Genomic DNA, 24119 nt, shown 5'->3' on the forward strand with positions numbered 1-24119 from the left:
TAATAGTATTTAAATCAACCCCTAGAAATCAACTGAAAGTGAGAAACCGAATGATCTGTAATTTGGATACTTGTTAATTCCATCATATGGCTGAGCAACAGAACCAACTTCCGGATCGTAACCCGAATAACCCGTAATGGTAAATAAATTGCGACCAATAAGTTTTGCTGTAGCACCTTTTACCACACCTCCGAAAGCATTATTTAAAATCTTTTTAGGAACGGAGTAGCCTATTGCCAATTCTCTGAATTTCAGATAGCTTGCATTTTCTACCCAATAACTGTTAATGTTGTTTACATCGTAAAAGTTTAAGTAATAATCTACCGTTTTTTTCGAGCCATCTGCTACACCACTTTGATCAACGATACCATTACGCAAATCTCTTGTGCTCCATTGCGCTTTTGAATTGTAGATGTCTCCACCTTGTTTCCAATCCAACAAGAAATACAAGCTAAAACCTTTGTAATTAAAAGTGTTTGAGAAACCGACGTTGAAATCTGAGTTACCATCACCAATTTTACCGTACCAGTTGTTTCCAGATGCATCTTTTAGTTTAATAGCTTTTTCCGTAAGCAAGCCTTCAGTGCCTTTATCAACAACAAATCCTTGCGAGTTTACCACATAATCATTAATGGTTTTGCCTGCAGGTAATTGCGCAGCCATTTGATCTAACGAAGTTACCCAAGTATTACCGTACATTGCGCCATAGACTTCTCCTTCTTTGATATAAAACATTTGAGCACCACCACCATCAGTATCACCATATAAATAAGGTGTTCTTGGCAAAGAGGTAATTTTTTGTCTTACTCTAGTAAAGGTTAAATTTGATGTCCAGGTAAATTCTGGATTTGTAATCCACTTAGCAGCCATATTTGCTTCGAATGTATTCGATTGTACCGTTCCTGCGTTAATGTATTTGCTCGTAAAACCATCACTTAAGAAAGCCAAAAGCGGCGAGTTAAGAAATTGATCTGTAGTTTTTGATTTAGCGTAAGTTGCATCAAAAGAGAATTTCTTTAAGAAATTTACATCAAGCCCAACTTCATATTCTGTTGTTTTTGATGGCTTTAACGCTTTATTACCTGCTTGAGAAGGTGAAGCCAAACCAGAGCTTAAAGTATAAACCTCATATTGCCAGTTATAACCCGGACGAATACCGGCCGTACCGTAAGCACCTCTAACTTTCAGTTCATCGATTCCCGGAATTTCAACATCCTTACTAATCCGATAGGCACCAGAAACCCTAAAATAAGGATTCCAACGAGAATCAGGACCGAATAAAGACGAACCATCATAGCGGAACATACCATCCAATAAATATCTGTCTTTATAATCTAATGATAAGATTGCAAAGTAATTCTGCGCACGTTCTATCTCTTGAGATGATCTTGAGGTAGTTGTAATAAAGTTTGTCAGTTGAGGAATATCGGCATAAGACATTCCGCCAGATCCATCTGCCCTGGAGTAATCATACTTTCTATTTTCATATAGATAGGATAACTTACCGTTCAGGGTTAAATCTTGAACTTTTCCGCTAAAGTTTAAAGTAGCTTGGGTATTCTGGTTATTTGTTTTTGAATTGTCTATCCTTAAACCTCCGTTGGTGTAAGCAGACGCATCAACATTCCAGGTATCCTTTGGATTATAATTTCTATAATCGTAGTTCTGAATTTCAATGGTATGAGAAATATCAGCATTTAACCATTTGGTGAATTTTACATTGGCAGAATACGCACCTAACCATGTACTATAAGTTGTTTTATTTTGATTTTTATAGTTAGGATATAATGGATTTGTCTGTTCACCGCTAAATTGATTCAAACGGATATAATAAGGCTGTCCATCGGTATTCAACTGAAATAGATCAGCATCTGGCTCTGCGATAATTGCGGTCCAGAAACCACCGTTAGAGCTGTTGCTTGTATTGATATATAAGTTTGAAGTACTAACTTTTAACCATTTTGCCAATTGATAATCAGCATTGATCCGAAAGTTTTGTCTTTTGTAACCAGGCGCATCAAAAACAACACCTTTTTGTTGATTATTTTCAAATGAGGCAAAAACATTTCCTTTCTCTGACCTCGAAGCAACTGCCGCATAATTGGTAAAGTTTGTTCCGGTTTTGAACAAGGCATCCTGCTGATCGGTAACTACACCAAAATCGTTATCTGCATAGTGATCGGTATCGTAACCTCTTGTGCCTGTTATAGCGGCGTTGTAGCCAGATCCCGTATAACCCGCTGGATACGTTACCCCAGCGTACTTGGTATATTGACCAATGAAATTTCCTGCATCTGGAGCCAATTTATAAGCATGGTGAGTAGCTAAATCCAATTTCTTGCTGAGTTCTGATAAGGTAAGCTCATTCCGAACAGTAATTGTGGTAGAATTAGGACTTAAATTATTGCCTCTTTTAGTTGTAATTGCTAAAACGCCATTACCCGCACGAGAACCATATAAAGATGCTGAAGCCGCTCCCTTTACAATTTCCATTGATTCAACGTCATCCGCATTAATCGAACTCAAATCACCATTGTATATAATTCCATCTAAGAGAATAAGTGGGCTTGATGTTACGCCAGGTAAATTGTTATTTCCACGAAGTTGAATTGTTGTAGAAGTTCCTGGAGTTCCGGCAGATTGACTTGCTCTTACGCCCTCAACCTTACCAACCAAAGAATTACCTATTGAAGATGCTGTAACTGCATTTAATCGCTCTTCGCCGATTTTAGTAACAGAAATCGTTAATTTTTCTTTGCTTGTTCCAGCAGCTACACCAGTTACAATAACATCACTTAATGTTTTGGTATCTGCAACTAGGGCTACATTTAGAGTTGAAGTAGCATTAAGCACTTTCGATTCTGATAAATAGCCTAAATAAGTAAATTCGAGAGTAGTTGAACCAGAGGGAACTCTTAAAGAGTATCTACCATCAGCACCTGTAACCGTACCGCCTTTGGCACCTTTGATTTTTACACTTACGCCGGGAAGAGGGAGTTTGTCTTCTTGTGCTGTAACTGTACCAGTGATCGTTCGATCTTGAGCATACGCACTGAGCGAAATGCATAGGATTACGAACAAACTTTGTAGAAGTTTTTTCATAAAAATTAGTTTAGTTTAGTAATATATTGACCTGAATGGCAGTAAATATATTGTAAAACATCAACTTTAACAATTTTTAAGAATAATTTAACAGTTAAAAAGCATATAAAATTAAAATAACTCTAAAAACACCAATAAATAAACCAAATCAGACCAAAATTTTACCAATTATTCCAAATAAACTAATCAAATAGTTGTTTTCAAAGAATTTTTTTAGCTTAAAAATAAATAGTTTGAAATATTTTCCTGTTTATATTAAAAAAAATAGTGCTTAAACAAAAAAACATAAACAAATAATCTAAGAAAAACATAGACATCAAATCCTACATACAAATTCGTTTATTTAATTAATTCGATGTTTTTCTCATATTTGCTATTCAGCAAAAACACATTCCATGAAAAAGTATTTTCTAACTATCCTGTCTTTAATATTATCGACTTTGGCATTTTCTCAACAGACTAATTACAATCTCTTAATTGGCACCTATACTTCTGGAGGGAAAAGTGAGGGAATTTATGATTATAGTTTCAGTACATTAAAGGCAACAACAAAATTAAAAGCCGTGACTAAAGATCTGGCCAACCCTAGTTATCTGACCATTTCACCTGATGGAAAATTTGCTTATTCTGTTAATGAAACTGGAAATACAAGTTCAGTTAGTGCATTCAAATACAACTCAGTTTCTGGAGAATTGGTTTTCTTAAATAAGGTAAATAGCGAAGGCGCCGATCCATGTTATATTACGGCTGACGCTAAAAATGTTATCATTGCCAATTATAGTGGGGGCAGTTTAGCTGTCTTTAGTCGCAAAACCGATGGTTCACTAACTAATGCCACACAAATTATAAAACACAGCGGAAAGAGTATAGATCCAAAGGGAAGGCAAGAAAGTGCTCACGTTCATATGGTAAAATTCACACCAGATCATAAATATTTAATCTGTAACGATTTGGGCGAAGATCAAATCTATATTTACAATTACAACCCAACAAGCAAAACACAAATTTTAACGATTAAAAATGTAATCAAAACAAATGCGGGCACCGGCCCAAGACATATAACTTTTTCGCCAAATGGAAAATTTGCCTATTTAGCCCACGAATTTAATGGTAGCGTAACTGCTTTTGCATACTCTAATGGGACTTTGAAAAAAATACAGGAGATTACAACAACCCCTAAAGAGTTTATCGGAAAAATAGATGGCGCAGATATTCATGTTTCTGCTGATGGCAAATTTCTTTATGAAAGCAATCGTGGAGATGCAAATTCAATAACTGTATTTTCGATTTTGCCTACTGGAATTCTGAAGTTTGTAGAACATGTAAGCACTTTGGGAAAAGGACCCCGGAATTTTACGATTGATCCAAGTGGTAAATTCTTATTGGTTGCTCATCAATATACAGACGATGTAGTTATCTTCAAAAGAAATAAGTTGACTGGAAAATTAACCGATAGCGGTAAAAGAATAAGTGTTGGCGCTCCAGTTTGCTTAGTCTTTACGAAATAAATTTTATGGAAAATTTCGATTGGTCAGAATTTACGTTAAAAATTGCAATTAAAGCCGGTTTAGAAATTGTTTATAATGCTTGGACAAAAGCTTCTGAATTGGAAAAATGGTTTTTAAGTGAAGTTGAGTTTTCTGACGAAAATAAAATCTTACTTAGCAAAGAAAGTAATGTTTTAAAAGGTGATCACTATAAATGGAGCTGGTATTTATATCGTGAAATTGAGCATGGCAGATTTACCGAGGCAAACGGATTAGACTTTTTGCAATTCACATTTGCTGGAAATTGCCTTGTAGACATTAATCTCCGCAAAGAATTTGAGTATGTAATTGTAGAACTAACCCAAAAAAATATCCCCACGGATGATGATTCGAAACGGGATATCCGATTGGGATGCCATAACGGATGGAGTTTTTATTTAATCAACTTAAAGTCCGTTCTCGAAGGAGGATTGGATTTAAGGAATAAAGACAATCGGTTTAAGCCGATGCTAAATAATTAGAACAAATGATTTTATGAATTATAAACCATTTCGAAGAGGCTTAAAAGCATATAGATGCTGAATCAAGTTCAGATGAGGCTGAGCTTAAAAAAACAAATCAAAAAAAATAGCTCGTCATAAACGACGAGCTATTTTAATATTTTTAAATTCATTTAAGCTGTTTCAGCTACTCTTGCAACATTTCTATATGGAAAATCGCTAAAAATATGTCTTCTTGCAAAACGACCAGGAGAATCTGCATTAACTAATTTCACATATATGGCTCTAGGAACATCAAAGTATTCGTAGCTGCTTCCATCAAAGAAAGTAACATTTAATACCTGTTGCTTAAATTCAAAATCCTGAATATTAGAATTGGTAATGGTTTGAGTGTAAGTTTCAAGATTTTGTTCGCGTGTTTCTGGCGCAATACTTACTAAAAAATGATAAGCCTCAATAATTTCCTTACTTCTTGCTTCTGCATCCAACTTCTCCTCTTCCTGCTGAAATTTGTCAGGGTGACAATCTTTCATCAATGTACGGTATACTGTTTTAAGCTCTTTTAGCTCAGCATTCTTATCAACGTTTAAAAGCTTTCTATAATCAACTATTTTTTTCATCTGGGCAATCTTGTTTTTTTAATTTGATGAACAGATTGTATTGGTTAACTGCTCATTATGAGAATACAATCTTTTCAAGGCGGCAAAGATACGATTTATAATGAATTGATTTTGAGAAAGTTTCAAATTTAATATTAGGGTAATTCTAAATTCTTTTTAAACAAAAAACACCTATTAATTGCTTAATAAGTGTTTCAATAAGACCATTAAAGCCTTAATATCTTGCTTGTAGAGAATTCTCTATAACTTCTTTATAGTAATCAACATATGATGGCAAAATCTTTTTTAAATCGAAATCCTTCGCTCTTTCGTAAGCATTATCCTTAAATTGTTTAAGAGTAGTGTCATCCTTTAAAATTTCTATCGCATGTTTTGCCATTCCATCAATATCGCCAACGTTATCTAAAAATCCGCAATAGCCATTTACATTTAGCTCTGGCAAGCCGCCGGCATTAGTAGAAATAACCGGAACTTTGCAGGCCATGGCTTCAAGCGCAGCCAAACCAAAGCTCTCAGATTCGGAAGGGATTAAAAATAAATCAGATACTGAAAGAATTTCTTCGATTGCATCCTGCTTACCTAAAAAGCGGACGCTATCGCAAATATCCAAAGTACGGCAAAGCTGTTCATCGTATGCACGTTCAGGCCCATCTCCTACCATTAATAGCTTAGATGGAATTACAGATTGTACCTTTTCGAAAATCCTAATCACATCAGCAGTTCTTTTTACCTTGCGGAAATTACTGGTATGGATTAAGATACGCTCATTGTTAGGTGCTATCGCTTTTTTAAAGTGATCTTTAGCCTGTAAACTAAAACGGTTAAAATCTATAAAATTTGGGATTACCTTGATGTCTTTTGTAATTTCAAAATGATTATAAGTATCATCTTTTAAATCCTGAGATACTGTTGTAACACCATCACTTTGGTTTATGGAGAATGTAACAACCGGCTTGTAAGTTGGATCTTTACCCACCAAGGTTATATCTGTTCCATGCAGGGTAGTAACTACGGGGATATGAATACCGTAACTTGCTAGAATTTGTTTTGCCATAAATGCTGCAGACGCATGCGGAATAGCATAATGCACATGCAAAACATCCAATTGTTCGAAACGCACAACATCTACCAGTTTACTTGCTAATGCAGATTCGTATGGAGCGTAATCAAACAAAGGATAATCCCTAACTGAAACTTCGTGATAAAATAAATTCGCCGAAAAAAAATCTAATCTTGCCGGTTGGCTATAAGTAATAAAGTGAACCTGGTGACCTTCGTTAGCAAGTGCTTTACCCAGTTCTGTTGCAACTACTCCACTACCGCCAAAAGTGGGGTAGCAAACAATTCCTATCTTCATTTATAAATGTATTGTTGTTACGCAAATGTACCCCATTTATATCTAATATATGTGTAAGCCAATTGCAATAAAAACTAGAGAAGATTGAGGGAATAAATAATAAGATTAAGACAGATATTTGTCTACTAAGGCTACTTGTTTAAACCGAAGCAGTTCTTCGTAAAAGTTAATGGTTAAGCCCAGTTTTGGCTTCGTTACAATGAGCTGTTTAAATACATCAACATAATTGTATTCAATTTTTTCTGGAATTGATCTAACCTCAACGATGATATTTTCCTCAATTACAAAATCTGCTGAAAACTGTTGCTCCAATACTACGCCATAAAAATTTACACCAAATTTCTTTTCCCTTTCAAAAGAAATCCCTTTTAACTTTAACATTTTGCTAAATGCCTCTTTATACGAGGAATCGTCAAAACCTTTTCCTAAAGATCTATGAACTTCCATGGCAATTTCTATAATAGTATTGCAAACGGTTTGAAATGGAAATTGGTTTAAAGATTGGTTGTGGAGCATAGCATTTTTTTTTGAGCGGTTGAGGTAAAAACGCTCCATAAGGAGCGCATTTAAAAACGAGACTAAAATTTATTTGTATGTATAAACGATTAAGGGTTTTTTATAAGTGAGTTTACGTTCCTCGCCTTGTATTTGCGTACGAATGTCTTCTACTTTTGCAATCTGTTTGTTATAACGATCCAATGCCTTTTTAGCATCCTCGTCATCACTTTTTGCTTTTTTGGAGAGTTTTTCTACAGCTTTAGGATCTACAATGGCACCATTACTATTGATGTTACCGCTATTTTTTTCTGAAGATGCTTTGGCATTACCATTTGCTTCGAGCAGTTTTAACCTTAGCTTTTCTACATCTGCTTCTTCTTCAGATTCTTTAATCTTAAGCTCCAAAACCTTAATGCTAGATTTAAGTGCTTCCATTCGGGCATTCAAAATCCCTAAAGAATCTTTAGAAACCTTTGGATTATAAGTTTGTGAAAATACGGGAAGCGTGGCGAAAATTGAAAAAAGGATAAGTATTGATTTCTTCATTATAATCTGTTTGCAGACTATAATTCAATTTAAATGCCTAATAAAAAAACAGCCTTGATAGGCTTAATTTAGTGGGTGGGATTTTTACGGGATTTATGTGTTGAAATTTGGGGAAATAATGCCCCGTTCGATTATTTCAAATTCCTCATTTCTTCTTTAATAACTAAAAATAATTCGTTAGGTCGCTGTGTACCAATAAAGTATTCCAAGCCATCCCGATCGGTTAAAACAACGGCATCCTTACCCGAAGAGTAAAAACGAATGGTGCCTTTGGTATGAAGATTATATACTGGGTTGTTAAAAAAATACCGGCTGTAAGTTGCTTTGCGTACATCAACAATGCTATTCAGATCTATCTTAACCCGCTTGGTTGTCCAAAGTCCATCTAAGATCAAGCTTTTATTATCTACAACTATTTTGTACTGTATCAGGAAGAGCAAAAGCATGGAAACGCCAATGATGCCAAAGCCAACTACCAAAAATAAATCTTGGGTATTATCTCGGTCGCGTTCATAAACATAAGCGGCAAAACAAAATGCAGCCATAATAAGCCGAATGAAAATGCGAACATAATCACGACCGATGTATTGTTTTTCTATGTAGGCGTATCTGCTTTCCACTTAATTTATTTTGAGTTCGAATATAGCAACTTTTTTTGTTGTGGCTGTTAACTTATAACGGTTATCCTGACGCATCCCTGCAATCCAAATTACATCCCCGTTTCCATTAATTAAAATCGGGATACTTGTTTTTAAATGCAAAGGCACTTTTTCATCAATAAAAAAATCACTTAATTTTTTAAAATTCCGCATACCCAAAGGGATAAATTTATCGCCATTTTGCCAATTTCGAATAATTAAAGGGAAAATCAATTTGCTTAAATCTACAAATGCCTTAAACTTATTTACCTCAAATTTTAAATCATCGGTAAAAGCCTGGGCAATCTCACTTTCGCCAAATTTGATGGTTTTTGTAACGGGATGAAAGTATTGATTTGCGATAACCCCTTCCTGTATTTCTACAATAACCAAGTGATTTCTGTTAATGATAGCCTGATGACTTGCACTAAAAAAGTGCGTACCGGTTAAACCCTTTAAACTGGATAAAATTTCTGAGATCACGGTTTCTGTAAAACCATAAGGCTTCAAAAGTTCAAACAAAAGCAGTTTCTGTGGATTTAAATTTTCAATTTTATTTAAGGCAATATAAATTCCATCACCTTTTTTTATGATGATCTTCTCTGCTATTTTTTTCAGCCTCAACGCTAAAAAATCTTCAATTTCTGCAAATCGGGCAATATTTTCAGCAAATGTTTTTTCAAGATTTGGATTAATCTCCTGCAGATGGGGTATTACTTCTAACCTAATTTTATTTCTTGTATAGTTGGTGCTTAAATTCGAACTGTCTTCTACAAAGCTTAAGTCATTTTTATTAACCACCTCATTAATCTCTTGGCGATTTAAAAAAAGTAACGGCCTAATTAATCGATCTCTTTTGGGCAAAATACCATGCAAACCACTTATTCCAGTTCCTCTTGTTAAATTGATAATTACCGTTTCAACGGCATCATTTTGATGTTGGGCCAATGCGATATAATCGTAATTTTCCTTTATTCTAATTTCTTCGAACCACGCATAACGAAGCGAACGTGCTGCCATCTGTGTAGAAACTTTATTTTCGGCAGCATATTTTTTTGTATCAAATTGCGTTACATAAAAAGGCAGGCTTAAGCTAGCAGCAAGCATTTTAACAAAATTCTCATCACGCTGTGCTTCATCTGCCCTTAAATTAAAATTACAATGCGCAACGCCAATCTCAACCCCAATCGCTTTAAACAGATGCAGCATTAATACCGAATCTTTACCACCGCTTACGGCTAAAAGAATCCTGTTACCTTGATTGAAAAGCTTGTGGTGTTCAATAAAATCCTGAAATTGCGTTAAGGGTAACATCCACCAAAAATATTTAATTTTAACTGGTATTCCGAACGTTCGGAACAAAAAACTAACTTTGTAGAGTGCATAAAATATTTGTCTTTTTATTTTTATTGATTTGCCCCGCAGTTTTGTTCGGTCAGCAAAAACCTTCTATTATTAAAATTATATCCTTCGAACAGATAACCGGTGCCCCTAAGGCAAAAGTATCTTATCTCCGCAAACCTGTTTTCCAGCAAGATAATGCCACATTAAGTTGTGATAGTGCAGTTTATTACAGCGAGCGAAATTATTTCGAAGCTTATAAAAACGTACATATTAATCAGCTAACTACCAATATTTATTCTGATCAACTGGAATATGATGGAAATAAAAAACATGCCCATTTAACCGGAAATGTTCGAATGGAGGATCCAACTTCTGTTTTAACCACCAATATTTTGGATTATAATACACTGAGTAAGATAGGCACCTACACCAGTGGCGGTAAAATTGTCAATCAGGATGTTACCTTAACCAGTAAAAACGGATACTATTTTAGTACAAGTAACGATTCTTATTTTAGGTATAACGTTGTGGTTGTTACTCCTCAGGTTACCATTAAATCAGATACGCTTCGATATAATACGCAAACTAAATGGACCTACTTTTATGGCCCTACCAATATTAAGGGAAAAGATGATAATCTTTATACTGAAAACGGCGCTTATAATACCATGACCGAAGATGCCTACTTTGGAAAGAAAAATTTATATACACAAGGTACCCGATCTTTAAAAGGCGACAGTTTATACTATTTTGGAAAAATCGGCTATGGAAAGGCTGTTAAAAATATCGTTTTTTCTGATTCGAAGGATAAAATGAAAATGTTTGGCGATTTAGGGTTCTATTACAAAATAGACCAGCGAACATTAGTTACTCGGAATGCTTATCTGGGTATCGGCACCGAAGATTCAATCATGGTAAAAAATAAAAAACGCCCCGATAGTTTATGGCTTGGCGCAGATACACTGGAAACGCAAATGGTTTTGCAAAAAACCTTAAAACTGGTTCCAAAAATCTCGATTAAAGCAGATAATCAGGTAGGAGAAGATGATGAGGATGGCGGAACCAAGGAAAAATCGGGCGGAGGTGAAAAAATCGGGGCGCCAAAACGTGGTACCAATGCTGATCGATCTACGCCAATAGATAAAGTTATCGATACTAAAAACCCAAAGAAAAATAAAAAAGGGAACAAGGCTGAAGACAATAAAACCAATTTACCGGAGAATATTCCCGACAGCTTAAAAACCAAGGTAGATTCGCTTTCCAAGAGTTTGGCTCTTAAGCCAGACAGCTTAATTAAAGCTAATCTTTTAAAGGCGAAAGCAGATTCCATAATTAAAAACCTGCCGAAAATAAAGGCGGATAGCTTACAGCAACGTTCTACAGCTAAGGCCACAGATTTATTAAAAAAAACACCAAAAGTAGATTTGGACAGCTTAAATAAAAGCATGGAGAAAAATCTGCTTAATTCAAACAAAAACAAGGTTGTTTCAAAAGCGAAAGCAACATTAACCAAACCAGATACCGTACAATTTAATCCAGCTGATACCGTACAAGCTCGGGTAATTAGAGCTTATCACGGCGTTAAGATCTTTAAAAGCAATATTCAGGCAAAAACCGATAGTTTATTTTATACCAGTGCCGATTCTACTTTACGCTGTTTCATCAATCCGATTATTTGGTCGGAAGGCTCACAGCAGATTGGTGATACAATTTATGTGCAGTTTAAAAAGAACAAGCTGAATAATCTACAAGCCATTCGCAATGCATTTTTGGTTAATACACCTAAGGATTCGCTTCGTTTTAACCAAATTAAGGGAAGATTAATGACTGGTTTTTTTAATGATGGAAAATTGAAAAATCTATATGTTGATGGCAATGCAGAAAGTATTTATTACACTCAGGATGACAGCACGAAGGTTTACAAAGAGATGAACCAAACGCTGAGTAGCCGGATTAAGTTTATTTTTAAGGATAACGATATTGATGATATTGTTTACATTAAGGGAGTTGAAGGCGCATTAAATCCTGAAGTTAAGGTAGCTAAAGACAATGTGCTGAAAGGATTCTCCTGGAAACCAACTGAAAGACCGAAATCTAAAAAAGATGCAATAGGCTCTGCGGGTAAAACCAAACCAAAGGCAAAGCCAAAAACGCCTGTTAACGCGACAGCCACAAAAGGAAAAACCCCTTTGCAACCTTTATCTCCAAAGAAAGAGGTGCTTAAAGACAGTCTGATCAAAAAAATAGAATCAACAAAACCAATCTTAAAATCCGACACAACAAATTTCGGTATTAAACCAATTTTGCCAAAAAAAGATTCTCTGAACAAGATGGAGAAAGTGATTGAAAAGCAATAGAATGATTTAACTATCGTATTTTTCTTTGATGGTATTTGGAAACACGTACAGTAGCTTAGAAACAATAGATATTTAAGCTTTCAAAAAAGCAATCATTTTGCTTAGTGCAATTGCTCTATGGCTAATTTTATTTTTCTCTTCCATGCTCATTTCTGCAAACGTAATATCGTATCCATTTGGCTGGAAGATCGGATCATAACCAAAGCCTTTTGTACCACTCAATTCCTCGCGAATTGTTCCCTCAATTATACCTTCAAATAAGTGGTTTTTTCCATCCTGCATTAAGGATATAACTGTTTTGAATCTAGCTTTTCGATTGCTATTTCCTTTCAGTTTTTCCAAAACTAGATTTATGTTTTCTAAACTGTCACGGCTTCCCGAATATCGAGCCGAATAAACTCCCGGCTCATTATTTAAAGCTTCTATTTCCAAACCACTATCATCTGCAAAACAATCTAAATTATAATGCTCAACAACGTAATTGCTTTTTAATGTTGCATTTCCCTCGAAAGTATCGGCAGTTTCAGGAATATCTACAAAACAGCCAATATCTTCCAAATTTAGAACTTCATACTGTCCTTCTAAAGCGAACCGGATTTCTTCTGTTTTATGTTGATTGTTTGTTGCAAATACCAGTTTTTTCATTAAAAAGATTACGTTTAGAAATTGAAACCATTGATGTTTTCTGGAAATTTATTTTAATTTTTGAAGATTGCCCCAAAGTAATTTCTTGGCACTTATATCACCATCTAAATCGTGAAGGTTTGGAGCAAAAATCATTTTTGTTGTTTCATGAAGGATAATTTCGTTTTGCCAAATTAAATTTAACTTTAAGGTTTGAGTTTCTACTCCGAAAGAAAGCATAATCTGGGGTTTAAAAAATTGATGAAGTTCGATAAAATCAGTTCCCAAATAATTCGCATAATTCAGCAAGGCAAAATCAGGCGTTCCAAGATCTACAGCTTTTACAATTTTACGAAGCAATTCTCTTCCCTGTTCAGTACTTACATCATTGGTTTTATCATGAACCAAAATCAGTACCGATTTCTTGTTTCCACCTAAATATTTAAACACTTTTGGGGCAACAGGTTCTTCCACAATAAGCGGAATATCAGCAGGTTTGGGGTATTCTTTAACTTCTTTTGAAAGAATATCTGCTTCAATTTTAGGGATTTCTTGAGCTAAAGGAGATTCTAAATGCTCTTTTACAAAAACTGGCTCATCAGCAAAAACTGGTTTTTCGATATTCCCAGGTGCCATTTGTATAGATTTATCCTCAACAAGAAAAACATCTTCGGTAAAAAATAAACGTAAAGCATGCTCATTGTTGGTAACCTGGTTTTCCATTCGTATTTTTGCAGTATAATAATTTCTGTTAAAATTAGTTAAATATCTTATAATAGCGTCGCTAATTGTTACTTTTATCCCTTAAAATTTACAGACTACTCAGCGTGAGAAAGGCTTATTGCTTATTCGTTTTTTGCTTTATTTACAGTATGTCGTTTGCACAAAACGTAGCTGTTATAAACGGTAAACCTTTAAGCAGCAAAGAGTTTCTTTGGGCTTACAAAAAGAGCCACAATGGGAGTACAACTGCAGATTACAACAGTTTGGAAGCTTATTTAAGTTTGTATGTGAATTTTAAATTGAAGGTTTTAGACGCTCGCGAAATGGGTTTGGATAAAAATCCGATCTATCAAGAAGAAGTTAAAACTTATGAAGATGCGCTTACAACCCATAAAAAGGTTAGCAATAGCGGAAAAGACCATGATTATTTGGTAAACGAATACCGAGAAGGTGTTTTAATGTTTAACGTTTCTGAGCAAAAAATTTGGAATAAAGCACAGGATGATGAACAGGCAATAATCGATTTTTACAATAAAAACCAACAGAATTACAATAAACCTTTGAGTGAAGTTAAAGGCCAGGTTATCGCCGATTACCAACAAACATTAGAAGAAAACTGGCTTAAAACCCTTAAAGAAAAGTATCAGGTTAAGATTAATGAAAACGAATTGAAAAAACTGGCAAAACAGTAAATCAATGTTATTAACATAATCTGCCCATTAATATTAAATTTGCAAAATACAATAAATAGAATGAAGAAAGTTTTTTTAGTAGCAACCGCTTTAATTTGCTTGTTTTTGAATAGTTATGCCCAACCAGGGAAACATAACATCGATAAAGTTGCTGCTGTTGTAGGTAATAACATTATCCTACTGTCAGATTTGAACCAACAATACACACAATATCTTTATCAGGGAAATCCTGCAAATCCAGAAATTAAGTGTAAAATTTTACAAAATACCTTAACGCAGAAATTGCTAAAACAACAAGCAGAGATTGACTCCGTAATGGTTGAAGATGGACAAGTTGATGATGAGGTGAATAAGAGAATGCGTTATAGCATGCAACGTGCCGGAGGACAGGAACGTTTAGAGCAATTTTTAAACAAGTCTCTTCTTCAGTACAAAGATGAGATTAGGCCATCGGTAAAGGATGAGCTAATTGCACAAAAAATGCAGGCTAAAATTACCGAAAACATTAACGTTACGCCAATGGAAGTAGAGAAATACTTTAAAACACTTGGTGATAGCATTCCAGAATTTAATACGGAAGTAGAAGTTGGTGAGGTTATTTTAAATCCTCAGTTAACCAGAGCCGAAAAACAAAGATTTCACGATAAGATAGAGGCTTTACGCTTAAGGGTTAAAGGTGGTGATGATTTTGGCGTATTGGCAAAAACATATTCTGAAGACCCAGGGTCATCTGCTGATGGGGGTGATTTAGGTTTCTTTGATAGAAGCACCATGGCTAAAGAATTTACCGCCTGGGCATTTAAACTTAAGGCCGGAGAAATGTCGCCGGTTTTCGAAACTGAGTTTGGTTTTCACATTCTGCAAGTAATTGAACGTCGTGGAGAACAAGTTCACGCTCGCCACATTTTAATTAGACCTGCTACAACTCCTGAAAGTTTAGTAAGGCTAAAGGCACACGCAGATAGTATTTACAACAATTTAATTGCGAAAAAATTAACCTTTGCAGCTGCCGCAAATTTATATTCTGATAATAAGGAAACAAAGTTTAACGGTGGAATGATGTTGAATGCTGAAAATGTTCAGGCAAGAAGTACTTTTATTCCGGTTGATAAATTAGACCCTACAGTATTTTTGGTAATTGATACCATGAAAGTTGGTGGTATAGCTAAACCAGATTTATTCTCTTCGCCAGATGGAAAACAAGGATATCGCATTTTGTATTTGAAATCGAAAATTCCGCCTCACAAAGCAAACTTAGCTCAGGATTTTCCAAAAATTAGGGATGCTGCACAAAGTGACAAAATTAATCGTACTTTGAGCGAGTGGTTTGAGAAACGTCGTGAAAGCACTTACATTAAAATTGACGACGAATTTAACACCTGCGATGAATTAAAAATTTGGACTAAAACTACAGCCGCAAAATAATACGAATGCAGTACAAGAACGAAGTAGAAGCTGTTGATGCACTTCATCAATCTTTCAACAATATTAAAGCCGAAATAAGCAAAGTTGTAGTTGGACAGGATGATGTAATTAAATCTGTTCTTATCGCCATTTTCAGTAACGGACATTGTTTATTGGTTGGCGTACCAGGTTTGGCCAAAACGTTGCTGGTACAAACTGTTGCTTCGGTTCTTGATTTAGACTTCAATCGCATTCAATTTACACCAGATTTAATGCCCAGCGATATTATTGGTGCAGAAATTTTAGGAGAAGACAGACACTTTAAATTTATTAAGGGACCTGTTTTCTCTAATATAGTTCTGGCCGATGAGATTAACCGTACCCCTCCGAAAACACAGGCAGCCTTGCTTGAAGCGATGCAGGAGAAATCGGTAACAGCTGCAGGCCAAACCCATACCTTGCCTAAACCTTTTTTTGTTTTAGCAACTCAAAATCCAATTGAGCAAGAAGGAACTTACCCTTTGCCCGAGGCGCAATTAGACCGTTTTATGTTCAATATTCAGTTAAATTACCCTGCTTTTGCAGATGAACTGAACATTGTAAAAAACACCACAAGCAATAAAACTGTGCAACTGCAGAAAATTATTCATGCAGATGATATTCAATATTTTCAAAAACTTATCCGCGATATCCCGGTAACTGATAATGTGCTCCAATATGCTGTAAAATTGGTTTCAAAAACCCGTCCGAACAGCGAATATTCCACAGAGGCAGTAAATAAATACATTAGCTGGGGCGCCGGACCGCGTGCATCACAATTTTTGGTTTTAGGCGCAAAATGCCATGCAGCTGTTACCGGAAAATATGCTCCGGATATTGAAGATGTTCAGGCCGTTGCCGAGGCAATTCTTCGCCATCGTATCGTGAGAAACTATCGTGCAGAGGCTGAAGGCTTATCAATAGAAAAGATTATTAAGGATCTTCTTTAAGCTAAATTTCTTAATCTTTAATCGATAGGACGTCACCCTGAATTTATTTCAGGGTCGTTCATGCTAAAAAGATGATGAAATAAATTCAGCATGACGATGCGCCTATGCAGAATAATAATCACTAATTATCTCGAAATAATAATCCAGCTAAGATTATTTGCCTTAAGAAATTATAATTTTAAACCAACTCCCCTTTTAGATCTTTCAAACCCCAATCCTGCATTACCCAAATCACGGGCATTAACGATAAGCCATATTCAGTTAATTTATATTCTACACGAGGTGGAATTTCAGGATAGATAATTCGTTCCAAAATCTTATCTTCTTCTAACTCCCTTAATTGGTTAACCAGCATTTGTTTACTAATTAACGGCATTGCCCGCTGTAAAGAGCTAAAACGGTTAACATTTTGGCTAATTCCATACATAATTATAATTTTCCACTTGCCACCGATTCTATTTAAGCAATGTGTAACAGGGCAATTATTTGGATTAAAATCTTTGTTTTTTCTAATATTGGCCATTAGTCTAAAAAAATGTACTATGAATTAAAATATTGACTACTTGTTAAAATTAGACTAATATAGCAGTTTTGTATCAACAGAAACAATAAGAAATGATGTACTGAAAGCACCTATTGAGTATATTTTTTTCAGCACTATAATCAAAATCTCAAACTGCAAAAACAATGACTTTAGATCAGATCAAGCAATCCCTTTTAGGAGATTGGAAAAGTATAGCAACCGAAATTCGGCCAAGCCTTAGTAAAAATGCAGATGGTAGTATGAAGCCATTTTATTTAAAAAGAGAATTTAAATATTTACCCAATGATAAATTTGAATTGGAGGTAACAAACTTTGCCGATACTTTCGGAAAGTTACCTTTGGCCAAAATTTTACTTAAAGGCCATATTGTTTGGCAAGGTGAACATGCAGTTGCTGTAGATGCGCAAAAGGTAAATTTTATAGCAGATGAAGCTTATGAGGTTACACCATTGCTCCAAGGCTTTGTTGATGTTTTAAATCAGATCGCATCTGCTGGATTTAAAAAATGGGAAATTGGAGTTATGCAAAATATTTTGGGCAAAGCATTTGTTCCCTTCGGATTAGCAGAAGGACAAATTTTCGGAGAGTTTGATCTTATCTATTTACATGACAATATGTTGTTCTGGGGCGCCAGAAATGTTGATGGCAGAGGTTTCGATACAGAGGAAAACAGACCAACAAGTCTTCAAATCCCATTAATCAGAAAATAAATAAATGATTTTTTAAGTATATGAAGCAGAGACTTTTGCCGTTTCTGCTTTTTTCGTTTTAATATCTGATGGCTAAAATTTATATTAGCTGTTAATGGGTAATTCTAAACTAACAGGGGCAATTGCCGCACTCTTGGATGAATATAAAAAAGCAATTGATGAATTGGTTATTGTGATAAAGCAAATATCGAAAGAAAGATTGCTTACCATTATCGATCAAAATAGTAAAGATCCAGATTCCAAATCTATTCAGGCAATCTTAACCCATGTTGTGGCTTCATGCTTTAGTTATTCCGTTTATATTGAAAATCACATCGGGTTAAATACAATAAGGCCAGAAAGATGCTTTTTTGATCATGTTGAACCATATATAGAAAAACTGCATCAGGCGTTTAGCTATTGTAAAAATGTATTTGAGCAAAACCCTAATTTACCATTGGAAGAATTGGAAAATTCTGAAAAGATAAATACAAATTGGGGCCAGCAATATGATGTTGAGCAATTATTGGAACATGCCATTGTTCATATTTTAAGGCACAGAAGGCAGATAGAGAATATAATAAAAGAGTAGTTATTGTTCTTATCATAGAAATAAAAATTTGCAATTCACTGAAAATAAATATATTTGCATCAAATTACAGAACAATGCTACGTCAACTACATATCCAAAAATTAAGCTTTAGCCCATCTTGTTGGCTAATTGGCTCGGGTATGATTTAGGTTTTCTTCCTAGCCAAAAGGCATTTTACTTTCAATAAAAGGTAAAAGCCGAATTCAAAAAATCAATTATTTATCAAAACACGACGAGGCTTTTTTCAAGCACTTATCAAATTAATTATATCCGTTATGGACATATATACAACTGTAGAGGAAAAATATCTACAGGCCGTTGAAGAATTGCAATGGGGCGAATTGCCCAAGGCACTTCAATATTTTAACGAGATTATCGCCTTTGATGCAACTTATGCAAGAGCGTATTTTCATTTAGGAAATATTTATCATTATCATTTTAAAAATTACCAAACAGCGGGTTACTACTATAAAACATGCGTGGAATTGGATAATGCATTTCCCGATGTTTACGAATGTTATTTAAAATTGGTTATCACGCTAAAAATGCACAAGCTGGCTAAGCAACTTGCCGAAAAAGCATTAGCCGTACCAGGTGTTTGCGAAGCTCGCATTTACGAAACCCTGGGTTTGAGTGCCGAACAACAGCAGAATTTTGCAGAAGCAAGTAGCCATTTTAAAAAGGCTGCATTGCTAAATGCCGATCAAAATGATGAAACCCTTTTGCTAGAGCATCAGAAACGGGTAGAAAATAAAATGAACAGCGAAAAAGCAATGATTTACAATTTACAGGGATAAGGGCCTAGCCCTTACCCTATTTATTTAAAGACAGAAAACATCAAATCAAACTTTTAATTTTAAACTTTGTTAGTATCTTTATTGCAATTTTAAAGCACAAAATTTTTAACTCAAAATATTTAGATATGTCAGGTCACGACACACACGCACCAGTTCAACAAACAAAAGGCATTTGGGCATTACCATTAACTGCTTGGATTATTGTTTTAATCCTTGTTGTGGCTTTTACCAGACCAATTTTTCACCATGAGGAAGAATCTTCATCACACGAAAAAACTGAGGCAAAACATACATCACAACCTGAAGGAGCTCATCACTAGGCAGATGGTTTATTCTTAAAAAAGAAATGCGCTGAATAACTCAGCGCATTTCTTTTTTAGTTGGATTTCTATTTAAGTTGCCCCATCAAGTTTGGATAATCGGTAATTACACCATCTACACCCAAACTCATAAAATACTTAATCTCCTTTACCGTGTTAACAGTCCAGGGAATAATTTTAACACCCATCTCGTGGCAACGATCTACTAAACCCTTCCCTACCAAAACAGAATAGGGACTATAAATTGTTGGTGTAAAGCCTAATTTTTCAATATAACCCTCAAAAGGTTCTTTCTCATCAATTAATAATGAGGTTTGTATTTTAGGATATTTCTCGTGTAGATATTGTAAAGTCCGCATATCGAAAGACTCGATGATTACGCGTTTAGAAATCTTTTTAGCATTTACAATATCCATTATCAAATCAACAAATTCGGCAGGCTCCGGCTGGAACTCGTTATCTCCGTTCTTAATGGTTTTTGTTTCAATACTGTAAACGGGCTTGGCCAATTTATGTTCTTTGGCATAGGCTTCAACCTTATCAATCGTTTCAGCAAGCAATGGTTTATAAGCTTTAAACTTCATCTGACCAGGAAAGCGTGCGTGCACCTTGCTTCCTACATCAAACTTTTTTACTTCATCATAATCCATTTTATAAATGTTGTATTTCTTCTGGTCCTTAAAACTAATCGGCTTGCCATTTGGCATTAAAGAAATCTCGTTATTAAAATATGGCTCCTGAGACAACACCACCTGCTTATCTTTAGAAATAACGGCATCCATTTCTAAAGTGGTTACACCTAAATCCATAGCCTTTAGCATGCCTTCTATAGTATTTTCTGGCATAATACCTCTGGCACCAGCTTTTCCTTGTATATCGAATTTTTGCTTCTGAGCCGAAACACTTAGAAAAAACAAAATAAGCGTTGAAAGTGTGAGTAATTTTTTATGCATATAATTCATTTTAGGAATAAACGTAAAAATAGGAATTAAGTTATTAACCTGTGCCGTTTACAAAAGGCTTATTTAATAATGATTTGGGCGTTTTAACACGCTGTCCGCTGTATCTTTCTGGCTGTCCTTCGACTTGGCTCAGGATGACAGCCAGAAAGGATGCCGCTCCCATCGTTAACGCTAGCAAATTTCTTAAAGCAATAAAATAATTACGCTGTAAACATTAGTGATAAAAAGTTGAAGTTTCTCACCTGTATTATATCGTGAATTAACATTTTTATATACAAGCGTATTTGATTGGATAATATTACCAAAAGCTTTAATACAAAAAAAGGGCTTCTCTATTACGAGCGCCCTTTTTTCGAAATTCACATTATAATTATCTTTCAGCAGGAACAAATGCCTGTACAACTAAGTTCCAGGTATGGTCTGCCGCTTTCTCGTAAACAAAAACATAATTAAAGCTTTCTCTTAAATCTGCCTTATAATCAATAGTTGCAACGCCATAAGTGTATGCTAAATCGCTGCCTATTGCTTTATCTACACCGTTGGTTTTTAAGCTAATTTTACTAATCATTCCGTTGAAATAGGAAATGATTTTTCCCTTACCATTTATTGCATCATTACCCGGGAAAAGTAATCTTGCATCTTCCGTTAAGAAACCTCCGAAAGCTGCAATACCATGGGTTTTCAATAAGGTATTTAAAGTTTTTTCAGTTGTTAAGATAATATCTTTACCGGCTTTAACTTCTTTTTCATTAAGAAATTTGGGTGCAACATGGTCTTTGGGTTCAACAAATTGTGTAGTTACCTTATTTAATGGTTTGTTGCTAGATGTGCCCAAATCGATGGCCAACTTCCATTTTCCGTTTTCTACTTTCCAGATGGATAAATACTGACCGTATTTTTTATCGTCTCCTCCTACCGCATATGGACCAGTTGTAAAACCTAAATCGCCACTGCGAGAAACTTTAGCTAAGTTTGGTTCCCAGGTAACCTCATTCATGCCTTTGGTTTGGCTTGTATAAAAAGTCTTTGCATTAACAGGGTTTGGTCTGAAAACCAAAGCGCTATTTAAAGAATATTCCAAATATGAATCTTTATCGCCATTTTTCGCGATAGATTTGGCAAATTCCTTTTCTGCGTTTACTAATGATTTTGTACTTCCATCGCTTTTTTGTGCAACAGCACTTAATGTTAAAGCAATAGCTATTGTAGTTGAAAATAATCGTTTCATTATGGTTTAGATATATGTTTGGCGAATATAAAATATTCTTCAATTCATGCACTTAAAAGTAATTAACAATTGCACATTTAAGAATTAGAAGTCTTACAAATAAGCAAATTAAGCCTTACTCCAAGTTGTACCTTCCTTACCGTCTTTTAACTGGATTCCCAATTCCTGCAAACCAATTCGAATCTTGTCAGAAGTTGCGTAATCTTTGTTTTCCTTTGCTTCCTTACGAAGTTCGATAACCATTTCTAAAACGCTGTTCAACTCTAGATTTCCTGTTTCTTCATCTTTTAAGCCTAAAATGTCGAAAACGAAATCATTCATCAACTGCTTTAGTTTTTCTAATGCCTCTGCAGTGATCTTACCTTTTCCATCGTAAACGGTATTGATAATTCTTACCGCTTCAAATAATTCGGCTATTAAAACCGGACTATTAAAATCATCGTTCATTGCATTAATGCATTTCTCTTTCAAGACATCTAAATCAAATTCGTTTTGATCCGAAACCGATAATTTATCTAAGAGATTTACCGCAGCCATTAATCTTCTAAAACCTTTTTCTGAAGCATCTAAAGCATCATTGGAGAAATCTAATGTACTTCTATAATGTGCCTGCAACATAAAAAACTTAACCGTCATTGGGCTGTAGCCTTTCTTCAAAAGCGGATGATCTCCGGTAAATAATTCTAAAGGAAGAAAACCGTTTCCTGCCGATTTGGACATTCTCGTTCCGTTAACCGTAAGCATGTTGGTATGCATCCAGTAACGGGCAGGCTGATGGTGGCTACACGCTTCTGATTGTGCAATTTCGTTGGTGTGGTGTGTTGCCGCCAAATCCATTCCGCCACCATGAATATCAAATTCGGCACCCAAGTACTTAGCGCTCATTGCCGAACATTCTATATGCCAACCCGGAAAACCCATGCCCCATGGCGATTGCCACTGCATTAAAGTTTCTGGCTTAGCTTTTATCCACAGTGCAAAATCCAGTCGACCACGTTTTTCATTCTGTCCGCCCAGTTCTCTGGTATTGGCCAGCATATCTTCCAAATTACGATTGGTTAATATGGTGTAGTTATACTTTTCGCTGTATTTTTCTACATCAAAATATACGTTTCCATCTATTTCATAACCATAGCCATTGGCGATAATTATCTTGATCATTTCAATCTGTTCGATGATGTGACCCGTTGCGGTAGGTTCGATGCTAGGAGGCAAGGTATTGAGCATCCGCATTACATCATGGAAACCCAAAGTGTACTTTTGTACAATTTCCATTGGCTCTAACTGCTCTAGCTTTGCTCTTTTTGCAAATTTATCATCACCCTCATCCCTATCGCCCTCTAAGTGCCCGGCATCGGTAATATTACGTACATAACGAACTTTATAGCCCGAATATTTAAGGTATCTAAAAATTAAATCGAACGACATAAAAGTGCGGCAATTGCCCAAATGCACATCGCTATAAACAGTTGGACCACAAACATACATCCCAACATTGGGTGCATTTAAAGGTTGAAAAAGTTCTTTTTTACGAGAAAGCGTATTATAAAGCTGTAAGCCAGTATTCATACTGCAAATGTAATATTTAGCATCGGAAAGTTTGAGTAATGGTTAATTGTTTAATTGTTCAGATTGGTTAATTGACAATTATTCAATGAATAAACCAGCATTGAAGGACTAATCATGTTGATTAGCCTAAAATAGAATTTCATCAAATATGGCTTAATATATTAACAAGCTTGCCGAATGGATTTCGGGTGTAAAATCTACGTACGCCCCATGACTCATCAACTGGCCCATATTCAATGGTGAAACCTGCAGATTTGATCTTTTTTAAAACTTCTTCCAGATTATCCACCTCAATTGATAAATCAGGTGTCTGTGTTCCCGAACCACCTTCGCTTGCAAAGCTAATTTGAATATCCATTTGTTGATGAGCGAGTCCGTAAGTTGCTATCCAACCATGATCCATTAACAAATCCAAACCCAAAATATTCTGATAAAAAGATGTGGCTTTGGATATTTCTGGGGTATTAACATTTAAAACGATGCGCTTTACCATAACAATAGTCTATATTTCTAAATTACGTTTTAAAACAAAAAATC

At 35.3% G+C, this 24119-nt stretch carries 25 protein-coding genes; 10 read left to right on the forward strand and 15 right to left on the reverse strand.

Features of this window, described 5'->3' with window-relative positions; translation table 11 throughout:
• Nucleotides 1–21: 21 nt before the first annotated feature.
• Nucleotides 22–3102, reverse strand: a complete 3081-nt coding sequence (locus tag DF947_RS14575; protein WP_109930784.1) for a SusC/RagA family TonB-linked outer membrane protein — start codon at nt 3100–3102, stop codon at nt 22–24.
• Between the two features lie 395 nt (nt 3103–3497).
• Between DF947_RS14575 and DF947_RS14580 the strand changes: the two genes are divergently transcribed.
• On the forward strand, nt 3498–4610 hold the full coding sequence (locus DF947_RS14580) for a lactonase family protein (RefSeq protein WP_109930785.1): 1113 nt from the start codon (nt 3498–3500) through the stop codon (nt 4608–4610).
• A gap of 5 nt (nt 4611–4615) precedes the next feature.
• Nucleotides 4616–5110, forward strand: a complete 495-nt coding sequence (locus DF947_RS14585) for an SRPBCC family protein (protein WP_109930786.1) — start codon at nt 4616–4618, stop codon at nt 5108–5110.
• 152 nt (nt 5111–5262) lie between these two features.
• On the opposite strand, the gene DF947_RS14590 is transcribed toward DF947_RS14585, so the two are convergent.
• The 6 genes from DF947_RS14590 to tilS all read right to left on the reverse strand — a co-directional run bounded on the left by DF947_RS14590 (nt 5263) and on the right by tilS (nt 10062).
• Nucleotides 5263–5709 carry a KTSC domain-containing protein gene (locus tag DF947_RS14590; protein WP_109930787.1) on the reverse strand — a complete coding sequence of 149 codons (447 nt, stop codon included), beginning with the start codon at nt 5707–5709 and terminating at the stop codon, nt 5263–5265.
• Nucleotides 5710–5923: 214 nt separating this feature from the next.
• The gene (bshA, locus tag DF947_RS14595) at nt 5924–7066 is read right to left on the reverse strand and encodes an N-acetyl-alpha-D-glucosaminyl L-malate synthase BshA (protein ID WP_109930788.1); all 1143 of its coding nucleotides are present in this window, start codon (nt 7064–7066) and stop codon (nt 5924–5926) included.
• Nucleotides 7067–7171: 105 nt separating this feature from the next.
• Nucleotides 7172–7621: a GxxExxY protein gene (locus tag DF947_RS14600; protein WP_109930789.1), complete on the reverse strand. Its 450-nt coding sequence runs from the start codon at nt 7619–7621 to the stop codon at nt 7172–7174.
• Nucleotides 7622–7651: 30 nt separating this feature from the next.
• A complete protein-coding gene (locus DF947_RS14605; RefSeq protein ID WP_109930790.1) occupies nt 7652–8110 on the reverse strand; it encodes a hypothetical protein in 459 nt (152 codons plus the stop codon).
• Between the two features lie 131 nt (nt 8111–8241).
• A complete protein-coding gene (locus tag DF947_RS14610) occupies nt 8242–8730 on the reverse strand; it encodes a hypothetical protein (RefSeq protein WP_109930791.1) in 489 nt (162 codons plus the stop codon).
• The gene (tilS, locus tag DF947_RS14615; protein WP_109930792.1) at nt 8731–10062 is read right to left on the reverse strand and encodes a tRNA lysidine(34) synthetase TilS; all 1332 of its coding nucleotides are present in this window, start codon (nt 10060–10062) and stop codon (nt 8731–8733) included. It lies immediately after the preceding gene.
• Between the two features lie 65 nt (nt 10063–10127).
• Here tilS and DF947_RS14620 point away from each other — a divergent pair, with 65 nt between their 5' ends.
• Nucleotides 10128–12449, forward strand: a complete 2322-nt coding sequence (locus DF947_RS14620) for an OstA-like protein (protein WP_109930793.1) — start codon at nt 10128–10130, stop codon at nt 12447–12449.
• 72 nt (nt 12450–12521) lie between these two features.
• On the opposite strand, the gene DF947_RS14625 is transcribed toward DF947_RS14620, so the two are convergent.
• The gene (locus DF947_RS14625; RefSeq protein ID WP_109930794.1) at nt 12522–13094 is read right to left on the reverse strand and encodes a non-canonical purine NTP diphosphatase; all 573 of its coding nucleotides are present in this window, start codon (nt 13092–13094) and stop codon (nt 12522–12524) included.
• 48 nt (nt 13095–13142) lie between these two features.
• On the reverse strand, nt 13143–13796 hold the full coding sequence (locus DF947_RS14630; RefSeq protein WP_109930795.1) for a hypothetical protein: 654 nt from the start codon (nt 13794–13796) through the stop codon (nt 13143–13145).
• Between the two features lie 149 nt (nt 13797–13945).
• Between DF947_RS14630 and DF947_RS14635 the strand changes: the two genes are divergently transcribed.
• From DF947_RS14635 to DF947_RS14645, 3 genes are read left to right on the forward strand one after another with little or no spacing between them, the layout of a single operon-like run.
• A complete protein-coding gene (locus DF947_RS14635) occupies nt 13946–14488 on the forward strand; it encodes a hypothetical protein (RefSeq protein WP_109930796.1) in 543 nt (180 codons plus the stop codon).
• A 60-nt stretch (nt 14489–14548) separates the two neighbouring features.
• Nucleotides 14549–15913 (forward strand): peptidylprolyl isomerase, encoded by a 1365-nt coding sequence (locus tag DF947_RS14640; RefSeq protein ID WP_109930797.1) that lies wholly within the window; start codon nt 14549–14551, stop codon nt 15911–15913.
• Nucleotides 15914–15918: 5 nt separating this feature from the next.
• Nucleotides 15919–16881, forward strand: a complete 963-nt coding sequence (locus DF947_RS14645; protein ID WP_109930798.1) for an AAA family ATPase — start codon at nt 15919–15921, stop codon at nt 16879–16881.
• Nucleotides 16882–17059: 178 nt separating this feature from the next.
• On the opposite strand, the gene DF947_RS14650 is transcribed toward DF947_RS14645, so the two are convergent.
• Nucleotides 17060–17404: a winged helix-turn-helix transcriptional regulator gene (locus tag DF947_RS14650; RefSeq protein WP_109930799.1), complete on the reverse strand. Its 345-nt coding sequence runs from the start codon at nt 17402–17404 to the stop codon at nt 17060–17062.
• 164 nt (nt 17405–17568) lie between these two features.
• On the opposite strand from DF947_RS14650, the gene DF947_RS14655 reads away from it, so the two are divergent.
• The 4 genes from DF947_RS14655 to DF947_RS14670 all read left to right on the forward strand — a co-directional run bounded on the left by DF947_RS14655 (nt 17569) and on the right by DF947_RS14670 (nt 19823).
• Nucleotides 17569–18135 carry a hypothetical protein gene (locus DF947_RS14655; RefSeq protein WP_109930800.1) on the forward strand — a complete coding sequence of 189 codons (567 nt, stop codon included), beginning with the start codon at nt 17569–17571 and terminating at the stop codon, nt 18133–18135.
• A 94-nt stretch (nt 18136–18229) separates the two neighbouring features.
• Nucleotides 18230–18706 (forward strand): DinB family protein, encoded by a 477-nt coding sequence (locus DF947_RS22385; protein ID WP_167398021.1) that lies wholly within the window; start codon nt 18230–18232, stop codon nt 18704–18706.
• Between the two features lie 275 nt (nt 18707–18981).
• Entirely contained in the window at nt 18982–19503 is a 522-nt protein-coding gene (locus DF947_RS14665; protein ID WP_109930801.1) for a tetratricopeptide repeat protein, read from the forward strand.
• A gap of 125 nt (nt 19504–19628) precedes the next feature.
• Nucleotides 19629–19823 (forward strand): hypothetical protein, encoded by a 195-nt coding sequence (locus DF947_RS14670; RefSeq protein ID WP_109930802.1) that lies wholly within the window; start codon nt 19629–19631, stop codon nt 19821–19823.
• A gap of 68 nt (nt 19824–19891) precedes the next feature.
• Here the strand turns inward: DF947_RS14670 and DF947_RS14675 are convergent, their stop codons facing one another.
• From DF947_RS14675 to DF947_RS14690, 5 genes are all read right to left on the reverse strand, one after another.
• Nucleotides 19892–20776 (reverse strand): glycerophosphodiester phosphodiesterase family protein, encoded by an 885-nt coding sequence (locus tag DF947_RS14675; protein ID WP_109930803.1) that lies wholly within the window; start codon nt 20774–20776, stop codon nt 19892–19894.
• 43 nt (nt 20777–20819) lie between these two features.
• On the reverse strand, nt 20820–20948 hold the full coding sequence (locus tag DF947_RS22610; protein ID WP_262510087.1) for a hypothetical protein: 129 nt from the start codon (nt 20946–20948) through the stop codon (nt 20820–20822).
• Nucleotides 20949–21155: 207 nt separating this feature from the next.
• Nucleotides 21156–22013 carry a nuclear transport factor 2 family protein gene (locus DF947_RS14680; RefSeq protein WP_109930804.1) on the reverse strand — a complete coding sequence of 286 codons (858 nt, stop codon included), beginning with the start codon at nt 22011–22013 and terminating at the stop codon, nt 21156–21158.
• A 108-nt stretch (nt 22014–22121) separates the two neighbouring features.
• Nucleotides 22122–23582 carry a cysteine--tRNA ligase gene (gene cysS, locus DF947_RS14685; RefSeq protein ID WP_109930805.1) on the reverse strand — a complete coding sequence of 487 codons (1461 nt, stop codon included), beginning with the start codon at nt 23580–23582 and terminating at the stop codon, nt 22122–22124.
• Between the two features lie 142 nt (nt 23583–23724).
• Nucleotides 23725–24075 (reverse strand): VOC family protein, encoded by a 351-nt coding sequence (locus DF947_RS14690; RefSeq protein WP_109930806.1) that lies wholly within the window; start codon nt 24073–24075, stop codon nt 23725–23727.
• Nucleotides 24076–24119: the final 44 nt, after the last annotated feature.

The sequence above is a fragment of the Pedobacter paludis genome, assembly GCF_003173575.1.
GTDB lineage: Bacteria > Bacteroidota > Bacteroidia > Sphingobacteriales > Sphingobacteriaceae > Pedobacter > Pedobacter paludis.